The sequence below is a fragment of the Devosia sp. LjRoot3 genome (genome assembly GCF_964252865.1).
GTDB lineage: Bacteria > Pseudomonadota > Alphaproteobacteria > Rhizobiales > Devosiaceae > Devosia.
The window spans coordinates 367339-380506 of the sequence record NZ_CAXUPK020000003.1; the positions used below are offsets into that span (position 1 = coordinate 367339).

General features: G+C 62.3%; 11 protein-coding genes. 6 read left to right on the top strand and 5 right to left on the bottom strand.

Annotated features, from left to right (window positions below; translation table 11 throughout):
* Positions 1 to 3: 3 nt before the first annotated feature.
* The gene (locus ACSQ2A_RS12840; protein WP_436072552.1) at positions 4 to 1755 is read right to left on the bottom strand and encodes a hypothetical protein; all 1752 of its coding nucleotides are present in this window, start codon (positions 1753 to 1755) and stop codon (positions 4 to 6) included.
* 279 nt (positions 1756 to 2034) lie between these two features.
* On the opposite strand from ACSQ2A_RS12840, the gene ACSQ2A_RS12845 reads away from it, so the two are divergent.
* Positions 2035 to 2481, top strand: a complete 447-nt coding sequence (locus ACSQ2A_RS12845) for a hypothetical protein (protein ID WP_436072553.1) — start codon at positions 2035 to 2037, stop codon at positions 2479 to 2481.
* 255 nt (positions 2482 to 2736) lie between these two features.
* On the opposite strand, the gene ACSQ2A_RS12850 is transcribed toward ACSQ2A_RS12845, so the two are convergent.
* Complete coding sequence (locus ACSQ2A_RS12850) at positions 2737 to 3285, bottom strand: MgtC/SapB family protein (protein ID WP_295409441.1); 549 nt, start codon at positions 3283 to 3285, stop codon at positions 2737 to 2739.
* A 62-nt stretch (positions 3286 to 3347) separates the two neighbouring features.
* Positions 3348 to 4394, bottom strand: a complete 1047-nt coding sequence (locus ACSQ2A_RS12855; RefSeq protein WP_436072554.1) for an NAD(P)-dependent alcohol dehydrogenase — start codon at positions 4392 to 4394, stop codon at positions 3348 to 3350.
* A 167-nt stretch (positions 4395 to 4561) separates the two neighbouring features.
* On the opposite strand from ACSQ2A_RS12855, the gene ACSQ2A_RS12860 reads away from it, so the two are divergent.
* Positions 4562 to 6043, top strand: coding sequence for a diguanylate cyclase domain-containing protein (locus tag ACSQ2A_RS12860; RefSeq protein WP_436072555.1), 1482 nt, complete (start codon positions 4562 to 4564; stop codon positions 6041 to 6043).
* A 3-nt stretch (positions 6044 to 6046) separates the two neighbouring features.
* On the opposite strand, the gene ACSQ2A_RS12865 is transcribed toward ACSQ2A_RS12860, so the two are convergent.
* Positions 6047 to 6202: a hypothetical protein gene (locus ACSQ2A_RS12865; RefSeq protein WP_436072556.1), complete on the bottom strand. Its 156-nt coding sequence runs from the start codon at positions 6200 to 6202 to the stop codon at positions 6047 to 6049.
* Between the two features lie 125 nt (positions 6203 to 6327).
* Between ACSQ2A_RS12865 and ade the strand changes: the two genes are divergently transcribed.
* Genes ade through ACSQ2A_RS12885 form a run of 4 tightly spaced genes read left to right on the top strand, consistent with a single transcriptional unit; the run spans position 6328 to position 10901 of the window.
* Entirely contained in the window at positions 6328 to 8037 is a 1710-nt protein-coding gene (gene ade / locus ACSQ2A_RS12870; RefSeq protein WP_436072557.1) for an adenine deaminase, read from the top strand.
* 3 nt (positions 8038 to 8040) lie between these two features.
* Positions 8041 to 9669: a CocE/NonD family hydrolase gene (locus ACSQ2A_RS12875; RefSeq protein ID WP_436072558.1), complete on the top strand. Its 1629-nt coding sequence runs from the start codon at positions 8041 to 8043 to the stop codon at positions 9667 to 9669.
* A gap of 59 nt (positions 9670 to 9728) precedes the next feature.
* A complete protein-coding gene (locus ACSQ2A_RS12880) occupies positions 9729 to 10490 on the top strand; it encodes a HugZ family protein (RefSeq protein ID WP_436072559.1) in 762 nt (253 codons plus the stop codon).
* Between the two features lie 57 nt (positions 10491 to 10547).
* Positions 10548 to 10901, top strand: coding sequence for a DUF6693 family protein (locus tag ACSQ2A_RS12885; RefSeq protein ID WP_436072560.1), 354 nt, complete (start codon positions 10548 to 10550; stop codon positions 10899 to 10901).
* A gap of 47 nt (positions 10902 to 10948) precedes the next feature.
* Here ACSQ2A_RS12885 and ACSQ2A_RS12890 read toward each other — a convergent pair whose 3' ends face one another.
* The gene (locus ACSQ2A_RS12890; protein ID WP_436072561.1) at positions 10949 to 13111 is read right to left on the bottom strand and encodes a malate synthase G; all 2163 of its coding nucleotides are present in this window, start codon (positions 13109 to 13111) and stop codon (positions 10949 to 10951) included.
* Between the last annotated feature and the right edge of the window lie 57 nt (positions 13112 to 13168).

A 13168-nucleotide genomic window follows, 5' to 3' on the forward strand; every position in this document is an offset into this window, starting at 1 on the left:
GAGCTAGTAGGCCGTCACGAGAGATAGCGGCGGCACTCCGGCCTCGGCGAGCACAGTGCGAATACGATCGAGCAGCGCTGGATCGGTAATGCGTCGCCGAAGTTGCGTCACGATGCCGACACTGCGGAAACTGGGAACCTCCAGCACGCGTGGCAATTGCCGCATGACCCCCGCCTGATCGCCAGCGCCCTCAGCAGCCAGAATGGCAAGGACCGGTCCCATTTCACGGTCGGAGCGAGCATAGACCTCAGCATAGCGCCCGGCCTTGGCGAAATCGCCCTCTCGAATGGCAACGAGCGTCGGCACGCCATAATACCAATCCGGAATGATCGTATGGGCGTCGAGCGCCCTTTGGGCCAGGGGAATGGCCTGCTCGAGTCGCCCGATGAACGCCATATGCCGCGCATGTGCGGCGAGCGCATCCAAATTTGAGGGGTTCGATTGCAGAGCCGTACCATAGGCCGCCTCGGCCAGACCATGCTCGCCAAGCACCTCATGCAGACGCGCTCGCTGCTCCCAGACAAAGCTGTTGGTCGGCAGAATGCGCACAGCCTCGCCAAGCATCTCGTTTGCTGTTCGATACCTGTCGAGCTGCGCGGTGGCTGATGGCTTGCCGCTATCTGTTTCCTCGGCCAAGAGGCTCGCAGCTGCCGCAAGTGCAATACCCGTCTTCTGATCGCTCTCCGGTAGCGCGGCATAACAGGATCGCGCGCGCTCTGCGGCGCCGAGCGTCGAGCTCTCACGATACATCGTGAACAACAGGCGGCAGAGATAGAGGTTCTCACCGCCCGAAAGCGGGTTTTGGGTAAGAAACAGGCGCGCCCGCGTATGCAGCGGCCCGCGCGGATTGCCGAGCACATCCAGGATGTCGCTTGAGATCCGGTCGATTCGTCCGGGGTCGGACAGTTGCCGCTCCGAGACGACCAGAGAGCGATTCCAGACCACGCTATTGGTCGTCAGGTCCGTGAGGATGACGCTATACTGTAAATTGGACGGCGCACCGGGGTCACGCCTGATGATGCCGGTCAGCACATACCCGTCGGCCCGAACCGGCTCGGCATTTGCTTCCCCGCGACTACCATAGTCGACGGTAAGAAAGCTCAGCGGCTGCAGACGGTCGACCAGTTCAACCGCTACGCCGGACACCGATGCGGTGATCGAGGGGTCATCGGTGAGGTTTTGAAACTCCATCACCCGCAGGCTCGGCTGCTGCATGACGCCATTCTGCGTCACCTGCTGCTCCTGCCGTGGCCCCCAGGTTGAGAGCGAATAAGCCAGCGCCGCGGCGCCTATGGCAATGATCAGGAGCACAAACCAGGACACGGTGACATGTCCGCGCGGCGCAGGGTTCTCGTTTGCATCAAGGTCGAAAAAACGCGGTGCCGCTGGCGCCGGAGCGGGCTGAGTGCTCGGGTCTACCTCAATGAAATCAGGCACATAGCGCCCGATAGGCAGCACGATTTGCAGCGTCTCGTCAGCGCCCGGACCGCGATAATACTGGTCTAGAAGTGCCCTGAGGCGGCGAGCCTGCACGCGAACAATGGGATCGCTCTGCGGATCGAAATCGGCCGGGCGGCCGAAGACATCGACGGCAATGGAATAAGCCTTGATCGATTGCGTATCGCCATCGAGTCGCCGGTTGACGATGTAGTCGAGAAAACGAGTCAGCTGGGGCGACCGGGCCATTTCAGGCCAAGCCGTCAGGCGATCCAGCGCCGCCAGCACCGCATCTCTATCGTCTTTGGCCTCGGCCATTTTACCCCCGTATGGAGGTTAATAGTCCTTGCTTACATGTAAAAAGCAACCCCGACTTACGTCTATTTTACGCGAGTTTGCCTATCCGCATCGCCCGCCCTCCCTCATATGGCGGATGTCGGTTCAATGAATTCAATGAACCTGACACGGTTCCCGGCAGATAGGCCCTGCTGGACCCATGAGACCACCAAAGTGTTTCTGAACCAGCATGCGGCGCGGCGGCCGCATGTTTTTCCACAAGTGTGATTTGCCCGGTGCGGTTCGGGCAGAGGTAAGCGTGTGACCAGTCCATTTGCGCAGGCGCCCTTCATCGGGCTGATCGATGACGACGGCCATTCGGCTCGCCTGTTCATGCGTGTGCTGGCGGCCAATGATGGCCCCTCGGTTCGCCATTATGGCGACGAGGAGGAAGGGTTTGCAGATCTCGCCCAAGTGTTGGGCGATCCGCAATCGCATTGGCCGGAATTGCTGGTCGTGGACCTCAAGGACCACAGCCACGCTACCCTCGAGTTTGTCCGCCGCCATCAGGCTTGGCTGCACCAAAAAGGTGTCGCGCTGGTGGTGATGGTGCCCCCCACCGATCGGGCCGGGCGCATGATCTATCTCGAAGCCGGCGCTGCTGCCGTCTTCTTCCGCCAGCCAGAGGCCGATGCCTATCGGCACGAACTGGCGGGCATTGCGAATTTCTGGGCGCGTAGTGAGCGCCTGGATGCTGTTGGCATGTGACTCCTGCGTCCACAGGTTGCGTGCCTGGACGGAGAGCATCGCTGCGAGCCACGGTTACCACCGTGTCCTGCATTCCCAAGCGTTGCTCTCCGTCTTCGAAATACAGGCGTCGGTCTGCACCATCGACGTCTGACACGGCTGGTTCAGCTCCAAGTGAACTGGCGTGGGGGCACGGTTGCGATACCTCCCGATCGCAACCGTACGGGGGGAGAAGCATCTCGCCCGGCAGCGCTACTGTCCCTCAGCGCCGCCAGGCTACCTATTATGCTTCTCCCCGCGGCCCAATTTTTCCTCTCCCCTCCCCTTATCCGCCTCATCGTCTTCATCTTCCTTGTTGCCGATGAGTCGATGTGCCACGGCACGCAACGCGGCGAGCACAAGAACGGCCAGAATGGTTGTGCCGACAGCCAGGGTGTAAAATCCCAGGGCACAGGCGACCCCTACCGCACCGGCCATCCACATTCCCGCGCCCGTCGTCAGCCCCTGCACAGTTCCTCCTGAACGGAAGATCGCGCCCGCGCCTAAGAAGGCTATGCCGGCCGTGACAGCCTCGACCGCACGAATGGGGTCAGCCTGCGTGCCCGCCCCGCCGCCAATGGTGTGAAAAATCTCGAAGGTGAGGATGGTGAAGAGCGCAGCCGCAACCGCGATCAGGATATGGGTGCGCAACCCGGCTTCCGCCGTGCGCACCTCGCGCTCGAAGCCGATCACCGCTCCGCAGAGCGCAGCGATGATCAGTCTGATGGCGATGATATGTTCGGGAAGATAAGTCTGGGTTAGTCCGAAACTATTGCCTGTATCCATGCCCCAAAATCCGAAAGTGACGCTGCCGTCACAATCGCCGGGACATGGACTTGGTTCCCGCCTCAGGAAGCGACGCGGATTTGCAGCTTCACGTCGTCTGGGCGCGCTTCGACGGCACGGTCGAAAGCCGCCTTGGAATCTTCGAAGGAAAACGTCTCGGAAATCAGCGGCTTCAAATCCACCTTGCCCGAGGCGATGAGCGCAATGGCACGGTCATATTGATGGGCATAGCGGAAGACGTTTTCGATCCGCAGTTCCTTGGTCGAGGCCGCAGCGATATCCACCTTGGTCGGTTCCACCGGCAGGCCAACCACCACGATGCAGCCACCAGGCCGCGGCAGGTCCATGATGGTCTCCCAGGCGCGCGGCGAGCCCGAGCATTCGAACACCACATCCGCGCCCCAACCCTCGGTCAGTTCGCCAATCTTGTCGACGAGCTTGGTCTCACGAATATTGACCGGAATGATGCCCTGATACTGCGCGGCAATGTCGAGCTTGGGCTGGGCCAGATCGGCAACGATGACGCGAGCGCAGCCACCGGCCAACGCCGCCAGCGCCACCATAGTGCCGATCGGGCCGGCGCCGAGCACGACAGCAGTATCGCCGGGGGTGATGCGGGCTTTGGTGGCCGCCTGCATGCCCACCGCAAAGGGCTCGACCATCGCGCCTTCGGCAAAGCTCACATGGTCTGGCAGCTTGAATGTGTAATTAGCCGGATGCACGACTTCCGCAGTAAGCACCCCATGGATCGGCGGCGTCGCCCAAAAGCGCACCGCAGGATCAACATTGTACATACCGAGGCGGCTGGCGCGCGAATTGGGATCCGGAATACCCGGCTCCATGCAGACGCGATCGCCCACCTTGAGATGGCTCACGCCTTCGCCGACCTCGACCACGGTACCCGCCGCCTCGTGGCCCAGCACCATGGGTGCATCGACGACGAACGGCCCGATGCGACCATGGGTATAGTAGTGCACGTCTGAACCACAGACCCCGACCGTGTGGATGGCGATCCGCACCATGCCCGGTCCAACCTCGAGCGGCAGGTCAATTTCCCGCAGACCGAGTTCATGCTGCTTTTCCAGAACCAGCGCGCGCACCTTGGCCATGACATCCTCCTGAATCGACCAGCCGAGCATTAGCCCATCGCCTGGGCAACGGCCAGCACCCCGCAGTGGCGAAACAGGCCGTTAACTCAGATTTTGGAGCCCCCGGGGCGATTCACTGTCCGCTAACGCCCGTCGACAGAGAGTTCCTGCACATTCTGGGGGCGACAATGCAGTTGCGGGACACAACGCATTTCACGACCCGGTTCCTCCTGCCCATCGTGGTGGTGACCGGCATCACAATTCTGGCGCTGGCCGGCTTTCTTGCCTGGTCAGCACAACGCATCGATGACGATGCGCTGGCGCGAGAAAAGCTGCTGCTCGAACGAGCTCTACAAGAACAGAAGTCGCAGATGTACATCGCCCAGGAAGAGCTGGCGGTGTGGGACGAAGCTGTCACAGCCGTCGAAACCGGCGACCTGCAATGGCTGGTCGACAATCTCGGCGTCTATGCCTTCGACTTCTACGGGCACAATCGCAGCTTTGTCGTCGACAACGCCCTAAAACCCATCATGGCCATCCGCGATGGGGGCCAGGTTCCCGCCAAATCATCCGCCGACGCTATCGAAAAGCTTGCGCCCTTCTTCGAGCAATTGCGCAGCCTCGATACCCAAGCCGCAATTTCCGCCTACAATGCCGGCGTGTCGGACACGCTGCCTCAAGCGATCGACTTCACACTCTTTGAGGGCCTGCCGGCCCTCGTCGCGGTCATGCCCATCCTTTCCTATAGCGGCGAGAACGCCCCGACCGTCGGCGAAGAGGGTTTCTACATCTCGGTGGGCCTGCTCGGCGACGAACTCGCCGCCTATTTCGGCGATCAGTATCGCATCGACCAATCCAAATTCATCGAAGTCGAACCGCCGGCCGACACCGACGCCGTACTTCCCATTCTCAACGCCGAAGGCCAGGCGTTTGCATGGCTAACCTGGCAACCGGAGCGCCCCGGCGCTCGCCTGGTGGGAGCCGCCATGCCGGCGCTCCTGGCCGCCCTGGCCATCGGCATCATCATCGTTGGACTGCTACTACGCAGCCTCCGCGGCGCTCTGTTCCAGCTTCAAGCCGAACGCGAAGAGGCCCGCCATCGAGCCCAGCACGATCCACTCACCGGCCTCGGCAATCGCGCCCTGTTTCAGACGCGATTGAGCGAATGCCTCAATGCCATATCCGAAGGCGAACCGCGCCTCGCCGTGCTCGCGCTCGATCTCGACAAGTTCAAGCAGGTCAATGACACGCTCGGCCATCAAGCGGGCGACGAGCTGCTGGTTCAGATTGGCGCGCGCATAAAATCCTTGCTGGGCCAGGACGACACACTCATTCGCCTCGGCGGCGACGAATTCGCCATCATCCAGCCCCGCATCAACAGCCACGAAGCGCCCCAGGCGCTGGCTCAATCCATCGTGGAAGCGCTGACCCGACCCATCAGCCTGGCCGCAGGCAAAGCAACGGTCGGCGTCAGCATCGGCATTGCCACGGCGCCCGACATGGCCCGCAACGAAACCGAACTGGTGCGCTTTGCAGACGACGCGCTCTACCGCGCCAAGAATGGCGGTCGCAACCGCTATTGCCTCTACAGCGCCACTCCAGCCAACGAGCCAGCCCGGATCGACACGCAATTGCGTGACGCCTTTGCCGCCCGTCGCGCCACGGCCTAGATTCTAGGCCGCCGGCATGGCGATGCTGTAAATGATGTAGATGACCACCAGAGCGATCACGACGCCGATCAGCGACATGGCAAGCACACGCGAATTCATTTTGCGTGAGCTGGCCTGACGCAGTTCGGTCGCACTCTTGTGGGGATCGTAGGTTTTCATAGCGCTCTCCCGAAAAAGCCCCTCGAATCCAACGTTTGCGGGTCGGCAGAGTTCCGTGGCGGGGGGCTTGACGCGGCGAACCGGCCGACCGACCTTTCGGCATGTTCAGCCCAGAGTCCTCACATATGACCACCCCTGCCCTCCTCACCCGCATGATCATGGCCGGACAGGGCAAGGAACCGGCAGACCTCGTCATCCGCAATGTGGGCATGCTCGACGTCATCACCGGCACCGTCACCACCACTGACATCGCCGTCGTCGCTGACCGTATCGTGGGTACGCACGCCTGCTACGAGGGCAAAACCGAGATCGACGGCACAGGTCGCTTCGCCGTTCCGGGCTTTATCGACACCCATCTCCACATCGAATCCTCCCTGGTAACCCCGCTGGAATTCGATCGCTGCGTGCTGCCACACGGCGTGACGACCGTGCTTTGCGATCCACACGAAATCGCCAACGTGCTTGGCGCCGAGGGCATCCGCTATTTCCTCGACAGCGCCGAGCGCACCATCATGGACGTGCGGATCAACCTCTCCTCCTGCGTGCCCGCAACACCCTTCGAAACCGCCGGTGCCCAGCTTGAAGTGGAAGACCTGCTGCCCTTCCGCAGCCACCCCAAAGTGCTGGGCCTTGCAGAGATGATGAACTTTCCGGGCGTCCTTAACGCCGATCCGGGCATTCTCGCAAAACTCGTCGCCTTCCAGGACGGCCACATCGACGGCCACGCCCCACTCCTTCTCGGCCAAGGCCTCAACGGCTATCTCGCCGCCGGCATCCGCACCGACCACGAAGCCACGAGCGCCGCCGAAGCCCGCGAAAAGCTGGCCAAGGGCATGGCTATCCTCATCCGCGAAGGCTCGGTCTCCAAGGATTTGAAGGCCCTCGCCGAAATCCTCGACGAAAACACCTCGGCCTTCGTCGCCCTCTGCACCGACGATCGCAATCCCCTCGACATCGCCGAGGAAGGCCACCTCGACAGCTCCATCCGCCGCCTTATCGCAATGGGCCGCCCCCTCCACCACGTCTACCGCGCCGCCAGCCACTCTGCCGCGCGTATCTTCGGCCTCCGGGATCGTGGCCTCCTCGGCCCCGGCTGGCGCGCCGACATCGCCATCGTCGACAGTCTTGAGGACTGCCGCGTCTCCGACGTCATCGCCGCCGGCCGTCTCGTCACCCCCGCACTGTTCGAAACCCGCGGCACGGTCGCTCCCGTCGGCCTGACCTCGGTCAAGGCAAAGCCTGTCACCGCCGAAGCCTTCATCACCGAACCCAAACCCGGTCAGAACCGAGTCCCAGTCATCGGCGTAAAACCCGGCCTGATCCTCACATTCCGCGAGGAAGCGACGCTCGCCTCGACCGAAAACGGCCTGCAACCGGACACAGACGCCGACGTCATCAAGGTCGCGGTGATCGAGCGCCACGGCAAGAACGGCAATATCGGCCGGTCCTTCGTCACCGGCTTCGGCCTCAAGCGCGGCGCCATCGCCTCCTCCGTCGGCCACGACAGCCACAACATCACCGTGGTCGGCGCCACCGACGAAGACATGGCCGTCGCCGCCAATCGCCTGGTCGAACTCGGCGGCGGCTTTGTTACGGCCGATGGCGGCAAGGTCACAGCCGAATTGGCCCTCCCCATAGCCGGCCTCATGAGTCTCAAGAGCTTCGAAGACGTCGCCCACGACCTCCACCACCTGCGCGATGCCGCCAAGGCGCTCGATTGCGTCCTGCCCGAACCCTTCCTTCAGGTCGCCTTCCTCGCCCTCCCCGTGATCCCCCATCTGAAAATGACCGATCGAGGCCTTTTCGACGTCGATAAATTCGACTTTGTGAGCTGACCCATGAGCCTGTCCTCGCTCTATCTCGCCTGGGTCGAAGACCTGCCGCCGCGGCTCAATGGCGTGAAGAAAACGCGCGGACTGTCCCTCACCATGGATGACGGCGTCATCCTCAAGACCGACCACTACGCCCCCCGCGCCGATGGCCCCCACCCGACCATCCTGATGCGCCTGCCCTACGGCCGGCGCGGTTTCAGCGCCATTTGCGAAGCCTATGCCGAGCGCGGCTTTCACGTCGTCATCCAGGCCTGCCGCGGCACCGAGCGCTCCGGCGGCGAATTCGACCCCTTTGCCAATGAGCGCGCCGACGGCCTCGCCACGCTCAAATGGATCAAGGAGCAACCCTGGTTCGACGGCCGCATCGGCCTCACGGGGCCCAGCTATCTCGGTTATGCCCAATGGGCCATTTCCGACGCCTTACCCCCGGTCGCCGCCATGGCCACAAAGGTGACAACCTCGAACTTCCGGCCCGTCGTCTTCCCCTCCGGCGCCTTCCACCTCAATCTCTGGCTAAGCTGGGTGCAGGTCATCGAAGGCCTGCGCAGCCGCCCGCTGGCCACGGCCGCCCGCATGTTCTCCGGCGACATCGAGCGCCGCACCGACCGCGCCGCCGCCGCGCTGCCATTGATCGAAGCCGACAAGATCGCCGTAGGCCACAAGATCGGCTTCTGGCGCCACTGGTTCGAACACGCCATCGGCAATGATGACTTCTGGAAAGAGATCGACCACAGCCATCGCCTGTCGAAAACGACGCCCCCGGTGCACTTCATCTCAGGCTGGTACGACTTCATGCTCGATCCCCTCCTCGCCGACTACCAGCGGCTGGTCGAGCTTGGGCACACACCCTACCTCACCATCGGCACCTGGTTTCACATCGCCGAGGAATTGCAGCGCGACAATCTCAGCGAAACCCTGACCTGGATGCGCGCCAAGCTCCTCGGCGACACAACTGGCCTCCGCAAGAACCCGGTTCGCATCCACATTTCGGGGAAGGACGAATGGCATGAGTTCGACCGCTACCCTCCGGGCCCACCCGCGCCGATCAACCTGAGCATCGGCCCAGACCGCCAATTGCTGGAAGGCGGCACCACCACCGCCGGCAGCGACAGCTATCGCTACGACCCAAACGACCCCACGCCCAATCTAGGCGGCGCCATCTTCGCCTTTACCGGCGCCGGCGCCCAGGACAATGCACCGCTCGAAGCCCGCTCGGACGTCCTCACCTATACCGGCCCCGTGCTCCTGAAGCCGCTGACCATCATCGGCCAGTGCCAAATCCGCCTCCGCGCCCGCGCCAGCCTGCCCCACGCCGACTTCTTCGTGCGTCTCTCCGATGTCGACCCCAATGGCGTCTCGACCAATATCTGCGATGGCTTCCTCCGCGTAACGCCGGAAACAAAAGCCGAAGCCGACGGCAGCTGGACGCTCACCTTCACCCTCCACGCCACAGCCCACAGCTTCCTTGCCGGCCACCGCTTGCGCCTCCTGATCGCCTCGGGCGCCCATCCTCGCTACGCTCGCAATCCCGGCACCGGCGAGCCCATCAGCACCGCCAAGACGCTGCTCGCCAATGACATCGAGATTTTCCACGAGGGCACCGGCATCACCCTGCCCACCCACGAACTAATCTGACATTGACGATCAGCATTTAATCCCTTAGTGCCGCTGCAGCATTTTGAGGGAGCCCGACCATGGCGGAAGAAAAGTCCGTATTGCAGCCGACCAGCGACGAAGCCCGGCGCCAGGCAAAAACCCTGCTCCGCTCGGCCCGCTATGGCGCGCTGGCAACGCTCGATCCGCAAACCGGTGCTCCCCAGGTCACCCGCGTCGGCGTCTCTACCGATTTCGACGGCGCCCCGGTCCTCTTGATCTCTGGCCTTGCCGCCCACTTCCCCGCCCTCAAGGCCGATGGCCGTTGCTCACTGCTTCTCGGCGAAACCGGCAAGGGCGATCCCCTCGCCCATCCGCGCATTTCCATCGCTGCCGAAGCCAAAATCCTCGAACGCGACGATCCCGATAGCCAGCGCATCGCCGCCCGCTATCTCGCCCATCAGCCCAAGGCGAAGCTCTATGCCGAACTGGGCGATTTCCGTTTCGTGCGCTTGGAGCCGCGCTCGGCCAGCCTCAATGGCGGCTTCGGCAAGGCCTTTGCCCTCACCGCAGAAGACCTGCTCTCCAACAGCGACCCGGCCCTCGCGGCCGCCGAAGGCAATGCCGTGGAGCACATGAACGAAGACCATTTTGAGGCCGTCGACCTCTACGCCCGCCACTACGCCAAGGCACCATCGGGCAAATGGGTCCTCACCGGCATCGACGCCGAAGGCATCGACATCGCCGATGGCGACGATGTCAGGCGCATCTTCTTCGAAAAGCCAATCACCGTCCCGCAAGACATGCACATGGTCTTGGTACAGATGGCCCGCGCCGCGCGCGTCGCCTTCATGGAAGTCTGACCTAGCCAACCAGATGACGCCAAACTAGATTTGCCCCGCTATATCTGGGGGCAAATCATGTCATCGTTTGGAAACGCAAGCGCGCCGGCGAGATTCCGGTGCGACTTCGGGCTTGTTGAGACCATTGGCCAGGTCATTATCTGGGTTCTGCTGACCATCGTCACGCTCGGCTTGGCCCTGCTGGTTTTTCCTTATTACTTCAACAAGGCCGTGCTCAACCGCACCGAGGTCATCGACGCCAGCGGCCGGGCTATCGGCAAACTCGACTGCCAGTTCAATCTCGGCTCGTCCATCGGCCACGCGATCATCTGGTTCCTGCTGATCGTCGTAACACTGGGCATTGCAGCATTCTTCTACGCGTACCGAATTCTCCGCGTCCTGCTGAACGACACGCGCATCGTCTACTACTGATCCCACAAACGAAAATCCCCGCTTCCGCGGGGATTTGTGTCTGCAACCTACTTCGCGTCGCGCGCCTTCACCTTGCGGCGTGCGGCGTGGAGAAGCGGCTCGGTATAGCCACTCGGCTGATCCGCCCCCTTGAGGGCCAGATCCAGCGCCGCCTGGAACGCCACCGACTGATAATTCTCCGACATCGGCCGATAGATCGGATCGCCTTCGTTCTGCTGGTCGACAATCACCGCCATGCGCTCGAAGGTCGACGTCACCTCGTCGCGGCTGACCAGCCCATGACGCAGCCAGTTGGCCACCGCCTGCGAAGAGATGCGGCAGGTCGCGCGGTCTTCCATCAGGCCGACATTGTTGATGTCGGGCACCTTGGAACAGCCAACGCCCTGCTGCACCCAGCGCACCACATAGCCCAGAATGCCCTGCGCATTGTTTTCCAGCTCGCGCGTGATTTCCTCGCGGCTCAGCGAATAGGGCGCCTGCACCGGCATGGAGAAAAGTTCCGACAGCCCCGGCACCGCCTGGTTGTGACGGCGCGACTGCGCCTCGAAAACATTGACCTGATGATAGTGCAGCGCATGCAGCGTCGCGGCCGTCGGCGAAGGCACCCAGGCGGTATTGGCGCCGGCATTGGGGTGACCGATCTTGGCATCGAGCATCGCCGCCATATCGTCCGGCCGCGCCCACATGCCCTTGCCGATCTGCGCCTTGCCCGAGAAGCCGCAGGCGAGACCAATCAGCACGTTGCGATCTTCATAAGAGGAAATCCAGCGCTCGGATTTGATCTCATCCTTGCGCAGCACAGCGCCCGCTTCCATCGACGTATGGATTTCGTCGCCGGTACGATCAAGGAAACCCGTATTGATGAAGAACACACGGGCCCGCGCTTCATAAATCGCGGCCTTGAGGTTGGCCGAGGTACGGCGTTCCTCATCCATGATGCCGATCTTGATCGTATTCGGCTTGAGACCAAGGAAGCCCTCGACCGAAGCGAAAATGGCGCAGGCAAAGGCGACTTCTTCCGGCCCATGCATTTTGGGCTTCACAACGTAGATCGAGCCGGTCCGCGAATTGTTGCCCTTGTCGTGCAGCGCACAAAGCGCCGTCACGGCGGCATCCATCAGCCCCTCGCCCACCGGCTTGCCATCGAGCAGCACGGCATCGGTCGTCATCAGATGCCCGACATTGCGCACCAGCAGCAGCGAACGCCCCTTGAGCACAAGCGGCTGACCGTTGATGTCCTTGTACGTCCGATCGGCCTTGAGCCGGCGCGTAACGGTCTGGCCGCCCTTTTCAAACGTATCTTCCAGCGTGCCGTTATTGAGGCCCAGCCAGTTGCGATAGACACCAACCTTGTCTTCAGCATCGACAGCCGCAACCGAGTCTTCGCAGTCCTGGATCGTCGTCAGCGCCGACTCGACGATGACATCGGAAAGCCCCGCCTTGTGTGTCGAACCAATCGGGCTCTTCGGATCAATGACGAGCACGGCATGCAGACCGTTGTGGCGCAGCACAAGCTCGCCACTATCCTCGGTCCCACCATACCCCACAAAGGCGGAGGGATCGCGCAGCCCCGTACGGCCAGCCGCCGTATTGACCTGCAGGTGGCGAGACTCGCCCTCCTTGACCACATGGTATCCGGTAACATCAGCATGGCTGCCGGTCGCCAGCGGAAAGCTCTGATCGAGGAACTGCGCAGCGCGCGCAACGACAGCTGCGCCGCGGGCCGGATTAAAGCCCTTGCCCGGCGCCAGCTCGCCGTCGCGGGAAATGGCATCCGTGCCATAAAGCGCATCATAGAGGCTGCCCCAGCGGGCATTGGCCGCATTCAGCGCATAGCGAGCATTGGAAACCGGCACAACGAGCTGCGGCCCACAAATGCTCGAAATCTCGGCGTCGAGATTCTCCGTCTCGATCGTGAAATCACCAGGCTCGGCAACGAGATAGCCAATCTCCCTCAGGAAGAACTCATAACCCTGCGGGTTGTTGGTGACCGGACCATATTTGTGGTGCCACTCATCGATCTGGCTTTGCAGATCGTCACGCTTGGCCAGGAGCCGCGCATTGGTCGCGGTATGCGCACGCAGCAGATTCGCAAAGCCGTCCCAAAACTGGTCTGCGGAAATGGAGAGTCCCTTGAGCGCTTCTTTTTCTACGAAATCCACCAGCAGAGGGTGCAGGGAAAGGCCGGATTTCGTCAGATAGGTGCTCATGCCAGGGGGTCCTAACGATAACAGTTTGGCGACAGCTTTAGGCCATCGCGGCCTGCC

Bases quoted from the DNA above. Each gene is read 5' to 3' on its own strand.
- ade (WP_436072557.1), top strand. From the start codon at position 6,328: ATGACCACCCCTGCCCTCCTCACCCGCATGATCATGGCCGGACAGGGC.
- ACSQ2A_RS12840 (WP_436072552.1), bottom strand. From the start codon at position 1,755: ATGGCCGAGGCCAAAGACGATAGAGATGCGGTGCTGGCGGCGCTGGAT.
- ACSQ2A_RS12880 (WP_436072559.1), top strand. From the start codon at position 9,729: ATGGCGGAAGAAAAGTCCGTATTGCAGCCGACCAGCGACGAAGCCCGG.
- ACSQ2A_RS12860 (WP_436072555.1), top strand. From the start codon at position 4,562: ATGCAGTTGCGGGACACAACGCATTTCACGACCCGGTTCCTCCTGCCC.
- ACSQ2A_RS12875 (WP_436072558.1), top strand. From the start codon at position 8,041: ATGAGCCTGTCCTCGCTCTATCTCGCCTGGGTCGAAGACCTGCCGCCG.
- ACSQ2A_RS12855 (WP_436072554.1), bottom strand. From the start codon at position 4,394: ATGGCCAAGGTGCGCGCGCTGGTTCTGGAAAAGCAGCATGAACTCGGT.
- ACSQ2A_RS12865 (WP_436072556.1), bottom strand. From the start codon at position 6,202: ATGAAAACCTACGATCCCCACAAGAGTGCGACCGAACTGCGTCAGGCC.
- ACSQ2A_RS12885 (WP_436072560.1), top strand. From the start codon at position 10,548: ATGTCATCGTTTGGAAACGCAAGCGCGCCGGCGAGATTCCGGTGCGAC.
- ACSQ2A_RS12850 (WP_295409441.1), bottom strand. From the start codon at position 3,285: ATGGATACAGGCAATAGTTTCGGACTAACCCAGACTTATCTTCCCGAA.
- ACSQ2A_RS12890 (WP_436072561.1), bottom strand. From the start codon at position 13,111: ATGAGCACCTATCTGACGAAATCCGGCCTTTCCCTGCACCCTCTGCTG.